Genomic DNA, 10498 nt, shown 5'->3' on the forward strand with positions numbered 1-10498 from the left:
AAGACGTAAAACCCGTCCACTACCAACTCGACCACCTCGGCACACCACAAGAACTCACCGCCCCCGACGGCGAAATTGTCTGGTCAGCGCACTACCGCGCCTACGGCCAAATCGCGAAGCTGGACGTCAACACCGTTACCAACCCGCTGCGCTTCCAGGGCCAGTACTTCGACCCGGAAAGCGGGCTGCACTACAACCGACATCGCTACTATAATCCGGATATTGGTCGTTATCTGACGCCCGACCCCGTGAAGCTGGCGGGTGGGCTGAACGGCTACCAATATGTGCCCAACCCGACGGGATGGGTTGACCCGCTTGGATTGAACACCTGCCCGGGTGGCGATGGATGTAAGCCGAAAGCCGTTGATAACGATCCTGCTAGAAAAGTAAAAGCCGATGAAGGTGTACCTTCGGCGCCAGTTATTAGAGGAGTTGATGCGGAAAGCTTGAATCGAACGCATAGTATCGAGGGGAAAAGATCAACCAAGCGAGTCGACGAAATCTCCCTCAGCATGCGGAGCAAGGGTTACGACACAAATGAGCCTATCGACGTGGTCGAGGTGAACGGGCAGCGCTATATTATCGACGGGCACCACCGAGCCTCAGCGGCAAGACGGACAAATACGCCAGTCACCATAAAATTGATAGAGAACCTAAATAGCCATAAGGGAACGCTCAAAAGTAAAGACGACGTAATAAACGCTTCGAATGCTGTTGGACTTGATAGGTTAGAAAGGCCGAGACGATGAAAAAGAACAACCTGGAGAATTTGATCCACGAATATCTATATCAGGTGAAAAGAGCGACTGATTTACTTGAGCGCACATTCGGAACAAAAAACATACTCCAGCTATGGCGCAGCAAAGAAATCCCGCAACGCGGGAGGATCACTTACAACATCTCCTACGAACTACACGGAATTGGCTGCAGAGTCGATTTTTCCGGAGTATGTATCGATTTCGACTATGGCCCAGACGAAAGAGTGGACGGCTTCGACCCGTGGCGGCTTTACATTTACGCATGCGAAGTACCACACCGGTACAAAAAGTACACCAACCAGAACACTCTCAAACTAGAATTCAATAATTATGTAGCGCAAGGAAAAGCACAAAAAATCACTGACTCCATGTCCAACCTATACTTCCTGAATCCTTGACCCTGCTCACCCCCTGACCAGCTGTCGCCAGGCGAACATTCGAGTTTACCCAGCGTAAAACTCACTCTTTCGCGGTAAACACTCCCCCTCAACTCCACGCCACCACCAACAACCCCGCCCCCAACACCAAACACAGCGGCGAGTAAAAAAATGTATCCAGCCGCGCAAACCGCGACCCGCCGACCTTCTTGAAAAAACCCACCAGCTCTGAATCCCCAATCGCCCGGGCAAACATCACCAGTGCTACTGCACTAATCCCCCACTGCAACGCATGGTTGGACACCGGCTCGAAATACAGCCCGGCCCGCAAACACACCAGCACCGCAATCGCCACCAACCCCACACCCACCAGCAACGTTCCCAGTGCCGACGGCTTGAACGCCGGTCGCGGCCCGCTGGCGAATTCACCCGGCAGCTGCGGAATAGCCGCCGTCACACCCAATTTGCCGCCGGCCGCCCAGTACAAATGCACCAGGCTGATAAAGCCAAAAACCCCGACGATCCATCGCGCGACTAAAAAGCTCATGGCTGGATATCCTTGGAAAAGTCCGAGAGAGGATAGCCCTCTTGAGATTTTTTGCAGGCAATTCGTCGGCGGCTGATGGTAAAGTGCCGCCCCATGAAACTCGCCCGTACCGACCGCTCGCTCATTGCCTGGATGCTCTACTGCTGCGTCCTGTTCAATGTGTTCGCCTGCAGCATCGGCCACGGGCAAATGGTCGGGATGCAGCTCAACGGCATCGGCGGCCAGTTCTGTACGGTGGACCCGCGCACCCAGGCGCCGGCGCCTTACAAGTCCACCGATGAATCCCTGCCCACGCTCTCGAAAGCCTTCGGTTGCCCGCTGTGCTCCACCGGCGGCATGGGCCCGGCGCTCAACTCCAGCCTCAACGTGGCGGTGCTTCCGCAACCCCATGCGCCGCCGCCCGCCATCGTTGCCAGTGCCGACATCCCTGCCCGCTTCACCTGGCCTGCGGCTAATCCGCGCGCCCCACCCGCCTTCGCCTGATACCTGCGCTTTTCTGATTGGCCCACGCGGCTGCCTCCCCCGGGAGTGCGGACGGCACTGGGTTGTTTTCAAGCCAAGTTTTTCAGGATTCAACCATGAAACATTTACCCCTTTTGGCGGGCCTGTTCGGCTGCCTGCCTGTCAGCACCTGGGCGATTGAGCTGGCAACGACCACCATTGAAGGCGAGCAAACCGGTGATGCCGGCCTGGCGCTGGATCAGTCCAGTGGCATGGCCTCGCGCCTGGGGCTGAGCGTGCGGGAAACCCCGGCGTCCATCAGCATTGCCAACCGCAATGACATCGAGCGCCGAGGCGCCAAGACCTTCCAGGACGCGGCCAATACCCTGCCCGGGGTCAACGCCAGCGCGCCGCCGGGGTTTGGCGGTTTCATTTCCTATCGAGGGTTTACCAGCAGCCAGATTACCCAGATGTTCAATGGCGTCGCGGTGTCCGGCGGACTGGCTCGCCCCGTGGATGCGTGGATTTATGACCGGGTCGAACTGGTGGGCGGGCCCTCCTCGCTGATCAACGGCGCCGGCTCCGTCGGTGGTTCGCTGAACTACGTGACCAAGCTGGCCACCCGTGAGGAACAGGCCGCCGAAGGTCAGCTCACCTATGGCAGCTACGACACTGCCGGAATGGCCTTCGGCCTGAACCACGCCCTGACCGAGCCGGGCGCCGAGGTCCAGCATTACGCGCGCCTGGACGTAAGCCGCAACACCAACCACACCTATATCGATCGCCAACAGCGCGATGCCTGGAGCGTGGCGTTTTCCCTGCTGAGTGATTTCACCCCGAACCTGTCCCACACCCTGGCCCTGGAATATCAGGACGAACACGAGGACAGCCCCTACTGGGGCACACCGGTGCTCAACCCGAAGTCGGGCGAGTTGAAGATCGACAAACACAACCGCTTCAACAACTACAACGTGGCCGACGGTCGTTATGAGCAACGCACGATCTGGGTGCGCTCGATCATCGACTACCGGATCAATGACAGCACCACGCTGAAAAATACCCTCTATCACCTCGACAGCCAGCGCGACTATCGCAACCTGGAAACCTACCAGTACAACGCTGATAACAGCGCAGTGAATCGCTCGACGGCCTATCAGGTACGGCACCAGGGTGAGCAGAACGGCAACCAGTTCGAGCTGCGCCATGACGACACGTTCTTCGGCTTGAGCACCACGTGGTCGGGCGGCTTCGAGTACAGGGTCAACAGCACCACCAACAATCCGTTGAATGTGGCAGGCAACAGTACGGTGGACCCGAACAACTATGATCCCGGGCATTTCTATGACATCCCGGGCACCAAGCCCGGTTTCGATCCGGACAAGACCAACGCCGTCACCACCAAGGCATTGTTCCTCGAGAACCGCCTGGGCCTGACTGACAAGCTGTCGTTGCTCACCGGCCTGCGCTACGACGCGATTGACCTGGAAGTCACCAACCACCGGGATATCACCGCCAGCAATCCGCGGCATGTCAAACGCAGTTGGGAGCCGGTGACCGGGCGGATTGGCCTGACGTATCAGTTCATCCCGCAAGCCAATGTCTACGTGCAATACAGCACCGCTGCCGAACAGCCGAGCAGCACCACCCAGGTGTTCGATGTGTCCACCGGCAAGCAATGGGAAGTGGGCAGCAAGTTCGATTACATGGACGGTCGCGGCTCCGCCACGGTGGCCGCCTACCGGATCGAGCGCAAGGACTTCGCCGTCACCGACCCGCTGGACCCGACCAATAGCATTCCGGTGGGCGCGCAGACGTCCAAGGGTATCGAGCTGGCCAGTTCGTTGCGGGTCACGCCCAAGCTATTGCTGGAGGGCAACTACGCCTGGGTCGATGCCGAATACGAGGACTTCAACGAGAAAACCGCCAGCGGTGCCGTGGTGTCGCGCAAGGGCAATACGCCGACCAATGTGCCCAGGCAGGTGGGTAATCTGTGGCTGACCTATGACTTTGCGGAGGATTGGCAGGGAGGTGTGGATGCGCGGTATGTGGCGTCGGTGTACGCCGATAACGCCAACACCCTGACGGTGCCGGCCTATACCTTGTTCGGGACGTTTTTGACTTACAAGGTGGATCAACACACCTCCGTGACGGGCCGGGTGCGCAACCTGACCAATGAGGTGTATGCCGAGTTTGCCCATGTGTCGCCGGCGTATTACCTGGGGTCACCGAGGACGTTTGAGCTGGCGGTGCAGACGAAGTTCTAAAGCCCAGCAAGTTTCAAGGCAAGAATGAGGTCAGTGTGGGAGCGGGCTTGCTCGCGAAAGCGGTGAGTCAGTCAATACAAATGTTGGCTGAAAAACCGCTTTCGCGAGCAAGCCCGCTCGCACATTTTTGATCGCAATCGGGCTGTTATATCGGTGTTACTTCAGGCTGGCTTCGACCTTCTGCGCCACATCCTCAGTCAGCCACGCCTTCCAGACTTCCGGATGATCCTTGAGGAATGCCTGGGCGACTTCTCGCGGCTGGCTGTGCTTCTCGCTCATTTCGGCCAGCGCCTTGTTCAGCGGCTCGATCGGAAAGTCGACCTTGGCAAAGAACTCGGCGATCTGCGGATGCTCCTTCTGGAACGGCGTGGACACTCCGATGCTCAGCTTGGAGGCCAGGGAACGTGTAGGTTTCGGGTCAGGATTGTCTGCATCGGTCAGCGTCTTCCACGCCTCGGCATCAAATGGCGGCTCTTCCAGCTGGATCAGCTTGTAGCGCCCCATCAACGGTGTAGGCGACCAGTAATAGAACAGCACCGGCTTGCCCCGGCGGATCGAGGAAGCAATCTCGGCATCCAGCGCAGCACCCGAACCACTGCGGAAATTCACATAGCTGTCGTCAAGCCCGTAGGCCTTGAGCTTTTGCTTGTTGACCACTTCCGAGGTCCAGCCAATCGGGCTGTTGAGGAAACGGCCCTTGCTCGGTGCTTCCGGGTCCTTGAACACGTCCTTGTAGCGCGCCAGATCCTTCACGCTGCGCAGGTCCGGCGCGAGGGGCTTGATGCCTTTGGCCGGGTCGCCCTTGACCACGTACTCGGGCACCCACCAGCCTTCAGTGGCGCCCTTGACGATATCCCCAAGGCCCACCACTTTGCCTTCGGCCTCGGCCTTGACCCACACCGGGCTGCGGCCGGCCCACTCTTCGCCGATCACCTGGATGTCGTTTTTCGCCAGGGCGGTTTCCAGGGTGATGGTGGTGCCGGGCAAGGTGTCGGTGGGCAAGTCATAGCCCTTTTCGACAATCACCCGCAGCACCTCGGTGATCAGGCTGCCGCTTTCCCAGTTCAGGTCGGCAAAATGAATCGGCGCCTGGGCCGCTGATACCGGCAGCGACGCCACCGACAGACTCAGGGTCGTCAGTGAGGCTGCCCACAGTGCTCGAATTCCTTTCATGCTTTGCACCTCATGCCTTACAGCAATCGCGAATGGCTTTGCTGTAACACCGCGAAGCCTCTGAATACTTAAGTCAACTCAACTGTAGTAGAGGTTCCGGGGAACATGGCAGGTTGCCGGTTTTTACGCAGGATTGTTCAGCCGCTGCAACTCGCGGCGCACCATGCTGGCGAATTCGGCGGGCTTGAGTTCATACAGTTGGCCGGCGACCCAGCTCAACCAGGCGCCCTGCAACTCGGCCTTGCGGGCAAACAATTGAGCCGCCGTGGCTTGGGCATCGAGCAGGTGCTGCTCGTGGAACTGTGCCCTACCCTGGCTCATTACTCGCTGGCCTTGAAGGTCACGAGTTCACCCTTGCGCCATTTGGCGGCCTTGCCGGTGACGGCCTTCAGGGTCTTGGTCAGGCCTTCTACCAACTGCTCATTGGCGGCAAACACCAGCATCACGCTGTGGCCTTCCTTGAACACGATGCCCTGGCCTTCGGCCGAGGACACAAAGGCGTAATCGCCCAGGCCATACACCGTCAACTTGATATCGCGAAACTTCAGTTCGAACTTGCCGCCTTCGCGGCTGGGCAATACAGCGGCCCGGAAATGATCACCGACCTTGAGTTCCAGGCGCGGCTTGTCGTCCACCACCAATGCCGCTTCGGTATCGATCTCGGCGATGTAGATACCTTCAGGTGTCTGCTCAGTGACGTAGACGAAACGGGATTGAAACTGCTTGACCAACTTTGCGCGCAAATCACCCAGCACGAATAACGCGTGCATATCCAGATTACTGACTGCCAAGGAAACGCCCCCACATCAAAAGGGTGCTGTCCGCCCAAGCGGGCAGCACAAAAAAACGGCCGGAAACGGCACGATCACACAACAAATCCACTGATAAAAACTGAAGAAGATCACGCTGCCAGGCCATGAGACTAGTACAGGCGTGCCCGACGCACCTTACGCAGGTCGCCAGGCGTTGCAGGAAATCACAGGTTTAACGACCAGAGAATACTGGCCGACCCACTTCAGACAATAACCCTTTAAAAAATGCAGTTTCCGACATCCAACACAGAAACTAATGCTTTGGATGGAACCGGACGCCGGACACTGACGACAATACTAAAACAGCAACACGGGTCAAAACCACTCGAAATACTGCAAGCGGGTACGCAATGTCGATCGACAGGAGCTGATTATGCAACGACCTCAACCGATTGCCACACCTTCGAACACAGGTTCATCTTTTATCGATGACGGGCAATTCTACTCCCTATACACCCACGACAGTTGCCTGCATTCGGCGCTCTATCGGGTAGTCCCCGCCGGGAGAAACTTTTTCCATATCCTTGAAGTGCCCAGTGGGCGGATCAAAGGTTTTCGCAGCGGCCATAGCCAGGCCTGCGAACTGGCCCGACAGCTGGAAGCCATCCTGCAAGCGCCACACGGCTGAGGCGCGGCTGGCGTTTCGTCATCTGGTTGACTTTACTGCGCCGCCAGCGCGTAACAACTGCCATACTGGTCCGTCCATTGAGATTTGTGCCCTTGCGGTTCAGGTTTCATCAGCGCAATTACCTCCAAGGGAAGGCTATACGTGACGGAATTTGATATTGGCGAATTTTTCATCCATGGCGAAGCCAGGGAAGTAGACGGTGAGTTCCAGGCCGTGATTGTGATGCGGGCCAAGGCTCCCCTGACCACCGTGACGACTCACCAGGTAGAAAAGGACCGCTGGTTCAAAACCGTAGACGCTGCCAACACGGCTGCCAAGGAAGCCGCAAAAGCCCTTAAGGCCGCCGTTGATTCCGGCGCGCTGACCTCCTGATTACCCGGCGCGACAATCCGATCGAACTCTGTCCCGCAACAACCCTCCCATGCATACGATGATCAGCCCGCATGGAGAACGATATGGAAGCGCAGACCTACACCCTCGAAGACCTGTTTGAACAACTTGGAGAAGATTCGTCACCCGAAGGGATTGACGATTTTATCGGCAAACACACCCTGCCCAATGACGTAAAGCTGATTGACGCGGATTTCTGGTCACCGCAACAAGCCCAATTCCTTAAGGATGAACTGCGTGAAGACGCAGTCTGGGCGATCGCGGTCGACGAACTGAACCAGCGCCTGCACCAGCAACCCTGAGCCTTCAATGCAGGCTGTCTGACTGCTCCAGGTGCAACAGCGCCTCCCAGGCAGCCCTGCACTCTTCAGCCTCATCGCGACTGGCGAACGCCGTGCCGCGCTGCTCGCCATTGAGCAACACTACCCAACAGGCCTTTTGCCCCAGCGCACGCAGGGTGGGCGGTACGCCACTGCCAATCATCACAGCCACATCGACTTTGGTTTGCATGGAGCGCCTCCGGAAAATTAGTTAGCTGGCTAACAATGTTCGCCATGCTACGGTTTTCTTCCAGTTGGAAAAAGCTATCCCCGGAATAGCTCCCTTGCATTACCTGCAACAATCGCCCTCGTGGGTCAGCGGCCCTCAGGCCTGTAGCCCAGGCGCAAGCCACCCCAATGCCGGCCATTGACCGTGATCGGCACGGACAAGTCGTGCATCAACTCCCCGGTATCGCGGGTGTAGGTCTGCAGCAAGACCGCCTGCTGGTGGCTGCCGCAGCGGATTCCCGTGCGGTCTTCAAACTTGCGCTTGGTACGATTTTGTACCGCGTCCACTTGGGCATCGCCGGTCAACGCTTGGGAGAACACCTTGTTGTGGGTTGGCACATAACCCTGTGGCGTGCAGGCGATGGCGAATACCAGGCCCTCATGCCGGGGCAACAGGGCTTCCTGTATGGCCGGCAGCACCTGGTCGGTGTAGCCGTCAAAACGCGTGTGGTACTTGCTTGGCCGCGTGTTGGGAATGGCGGTATAGCTGCGGTCGAACAGGTCATCGAGGCTGATGCGGTTTTGCAGGACGTCGGCTTCAAACTGCGCGGCAATGCGGCTCGCGCCTTCGCGTGCCAGGTCATAGATGCGCTGGTGGTAGTCGTCCAGGCCGACCTCGGCAAGGCGCTCGCTGATGGTTTCAGCCTGGCCTTCCATTTGTACGGCGGCGGCGGCCAACTGTTGGGTCTGCTGGTCGCTGACGGTCAAATCGCTGCGCATCTGCTCCACTGCATGGAACAAGCTGTCGAGTTGGGCGCGGTTGGTGTCGGTGCCCTGGGCGATTTCATTGACCTGGCCTTCCACATCCGCCGCCAGGCTGGCGATGCTGTCCAGTTGCTCGCCGGCGTGCTCCACCTGCTCTACACCGGATTGCAAATCCGCCGACAATTGCCGGATCTGCTCCACCACCTGGGCGGTACGCTGCTGGATATCCGCCACCATCACCCCGACTTCATCGGTCGCCGTGGCGGTTCGCCCGGCCAGGCCACGCACCTCGTCGGCGACCACCGCAAACCCGCGCCCATGCTCACCGGCCCGAGCCGCTTCAATCGCCGCGTTCAAGGCCAGCAGGTTGGTCTGGCTGGCGATCGACTGGATCACCAGGGTGACGCGCTGGATTTCTTCGCTGCGCTGGCTCAAGGCCTCGATCAATTGACGGCTGTCGTTGGCGCGCTGGCTGAGCTGGTGCATACGGGTGATGGACTGCGCCAGCACCTCGCGCCCTTCGGTACTGCGCTGATGGGCCTGGCTGGCCGCGCCGAGGGCCTGGCGGCTCAGTTGCGAGGTGACCTGCTCGGTGCCGATCATCACTTCGGCACTGCTGACGATCTGCTTCGCCGCGCCCAATTGAGATTGCAGCCTGGCCGCCAGTTGCTTGACCGCATAGGCCACGCCGGCAGCAGACAGTGCGTTATGGCTGGTGGTGTAGGACAGGTCGCGGGTCAGCTCGCCGATTGCATCGGTGGCTTCGGCCGGTGCGGCATTGTGGGTGCGATGTTTCAGGCGGGGCAGCCAGATCAGCAGCAGGGCCACCGGCAGGCACAGGTAAATCGAGAGTTGGGCGAACGCCAGGCCCAACAGCAACAGCACCAGGGCGGTACTTTGCAGGAGCGGCGTCAACCAGCCGGGCAACTGTCGCGCCACCACGGGTGGTGACACTGCTGCGCCCATGAGAGATCCGTCTCCAGCCATGTTCGTTACCCCGCTGCTTGTCGTTATTGTGACTGCATTAGACGCCACTATGTGGCCATTATCCATGGGCCTTTAGTGGGGGGCTTGCAGCAGATCAATAAACGGGGGGAAACGGCTGTTTTCTGCTGGGAACCGGGTAACCCGGCTCCAGCAGTTCACCGCATCAGGCTTGACGCTGGTGCTTGTCGATTTGCTCGTGGCGCTCTTGCGCTTCGATGCAGTACTTGGTGGTCGGGCTGATCAGCAGGCGCTTGAGGCCGATAGGCTCGCCGCTGTCGTCGCACCAGCCGAAGGAGTCTTCCTTGATACGGCCCAGGGCCTGCTCAAGTTGCGGCAGCATGCGCTGGTCGCGGTCGATGGCGTTCACCAGCCAGGTGCGCTCTTCTTCGACAGAAGCAGCGTCGGCCGGGTCTGCCGGGGTGTCCAGGCTTTCAATGGCGATGCGGTTCTGCTCGATGCGCTCGTGGTGTTCCACTTTCATGTCCTGCAACAACTTCTCGAAAAAAGCGTGCTGCTCGGCATTCATGTAGTCATCCGCCGGCATGGCCAGCAACTTTTCCTTTGTCATTGATTTCTCTATAAAAAATACGTGCATTAAGGCGAATAAGGGAGCGTTCCGGCCGACCTCTGCAGGTCTCGGAAAGGCGCCGTCCATTTCAAGCGCCACCCGGCACTCAATTTACGAGGGGCGGCAGTCTAAGGCCGACTTGAGGGCTCAGCAACTGAAATGACAGGCATTTTTTCCAAGATAACCCGCAAAGGCACCAGGACGGGCTCGGCGAATGGTCATCGGAGTGCGTTTATAGCAAGAAATTCAGTGTTGTGGAGCTATATAGAAGACAAACGGTTAAATGTGGGAGCGGGCTTG

Annotated in this window: 14 protein-coding genes; 7 read left to right on the top strand and 7 right to left on the bottom strand. The window is 58.6% G+C overall.

Annotation, left to right across the window (positions count from 1 at the left end; translation table 11 throughout):
• Together HX824_RS22120 and HX824_RS22125 are read left to right on the top strand one after the other, a co-directional pair.
• A partial coding sequence (locus HX824_RS22120; RefSeq protein WP_177055065.1) for an RHS repeat-associated core domain-containing protein occupies positions 1-749 on the top strand: 749 nt, incomplete at its 5' end.
• Positions 746-1156 (top strand): hypothetical protein, encoded by a 411-nt coding sequence (locus HX824_RS22125; protein WP_177055066.1) that lies wholly within the window; start codon positions 746-748, stop codon positions 1154-1156. The genes HX824_RS22120 and HX824_RS22125, both read left to right, overlap by 4 nt.
• An 88-nt stretch (positions 1157-1244) precedes the next feature.
• On the opposite strand, the gene HX824_RS22130 is transcribed toward HX824_RS22125, so the two are convergent.
• Entirely contained in the window at positions 1245-1682 is a 438-nt protein-coding gene (locus HX824_RS22130) for a DUF3995 domain-containing protein (RefSeq protein ID WP_003214721.1), read from the bottom strand.
• 93 nt (positions 1683-1775) lie between these two features.
• On the opposite strand from HX824_RS22130, the gene HX824_RS22135 reads away from it, so the two are divergent.
• Both HX824_RS22135 and HX824_RS22140 read left to right on the top strand, forming a co-directional pair.
• Complete coding sequence (locus HX824_RS22135; protein WP_003214719.1) at positions 1776-2165, top strand: DUF2946 domain-containing protein; 390 nt, start codon at positions 1776-1778, stop codon at positions 2163-2165.
• 95 nt (positions 2166-2260) lie between these two features.
• Positions 2261-4387: a TonB-dependent siderophore receptor gene (locus HX824_RS22140; protein ID WP_177055067.1), complete on the top strand. Its 2127-nt coding sequence runs from the start codon at positions 2261-2263 to the stop codon at positions 4385-4387.
• A gap of 156 nt (positions 4388-4543) precedes the next feature.
• Here HX824_RS22140 and HX824_RS22145 read toward each other — a convergent pair whose 3' ends face one another.
• From HX824_RS22145 to HX824_RS22155, 3 genes are all read right to left on the bottom strand, one after another.
• A complete protein-coding gene (locus tag HX824_RS22145; RefSeq protein WP_177055068.1) occupies positions 4544-5560 on the bottom strand; it encodes an ABC transporter substrate-binding protein in 1017 nt (338 codons plus the stop codon).
• A 123-nt stretch (positions 5561-5683) separates the two neighbouring features.
• Entirely contained in the window at positions 5684-5881 is a 198-nt protein-coding gene (locus tag HX824_RS22150) for a hypothetical protein (protein ID WP_008437165.1), read from the bottom strand.
• The gene (locus HX824_RS22155; protein ID WP_003214715.1) at positions 5881-6330 is read right to left on the bottom strand and encodes a hypothetical protein; all 450 of its coding nucleotides are present in this window, start codon (positions 6328-6330) and stop codon (positions 5881-5883) included. Before HX824_RS22155 ends, HX824_RS22150 begins: the two co-directional genes overlap by 1 nt.
• 415 nt (positions 6331-6745) lie before the next feature.
• Between HX824_RS22155 and HX824_RS22160 the strand changes: the two genes are divergently transcribed.
• The 3 genes from HX824_RS22160 (at position 6746) to HX824_RS22170 (ending at position 7692) form a co-directional block, all read left to right on the top strand.
• Positions 6746-7000 (top strand): hypothetical protein, encoded by a 255-nt coding sequence (locus tag HX824_RS22160; RefSeq protein WP_083853233.1) that lies wholly within the window; start codon positions 6746-6748, stop codon positions 6998-7000.
• A gap of 141 nt (positions 7001-7141) precedes the next feature.
• On the top strand, positions 7142-7372 hold the full coding sequence (locus HX824_RS22165) for a hypothetical protein (protein WP_003214713.1): 231 nt from the start codon (positions 7142-7144) through the stop codon (positions 7370-7372).
• 83 nt (positions 7373-7455) lie between these two features.
• Positions 7456-7692 carry a DUF2789 domain-containing protein gene (locus HX824_RS22170; RefSeq protein WP_003214711.1) on the top strand — a complete coding sequence of 79 codons (237 nt, stop codon included), beginning with the start codon at positions 7456-7458 and terminating at the stop codon, positions 7690-7692.
• Between the two features lie 4 nt (positions 7693-7696).
• Here HX824_RS22170 and HX824_RS22175 read toward each other — a convergent pair whose 3' ends face one another.
• The 3 genes from HX824_RS22175 to HX824_RS22185 all read right to left on the bottom strand — a co-directional run bounded on the left by HX824_RS22175 (position 7697) and on the right by HX824_RS22185 (position 10198).
• Positions 7697-7900, bottom strand: a complete 204-nt coding sequence (locus HX824_RS22175) for a hypothetical protein (protein WP_003214710.1) — start codon at positions 7898-7900, stop codon at positions 7697-7699.
• Between the two features lie 125 nt (positions 7901-8025).
• The gene (locus HX824_RS22180; RefSeq protein ID WP_371319419.1) at positions 8026-9696 is read right to left on the bottom strand and encodes a methyl-accepting chemotaxis protein; all 1671 of its coding nucleotides are present in this window, start codon (positions 9694-9696) and stop codon (positions 8026-8028) included.
• 97 nt (positions 9697-9793) lie between these two features.
• Positions 9794-10198, bottom strand: a complete 405-nt coding sequence (locus HX824_RS22185) for a TraR/DksA C4-type zinc finger protein (protein WP_003214706.1) — start codon at positions 10196-10198, stop codon at positions 9794-9796.
• Between the last annotated feature and the right edge of the window lie 300 nt (positions 10199-10498).

The organism is Pseudomonas sp. D4002, assembly GCF_013385665.1.
GTDB lineage: Bacteria > Pseudomonadota > Gammaproteobacteria > Pseudomonadales > Pseudomonadaceae > Aquipseudomonas.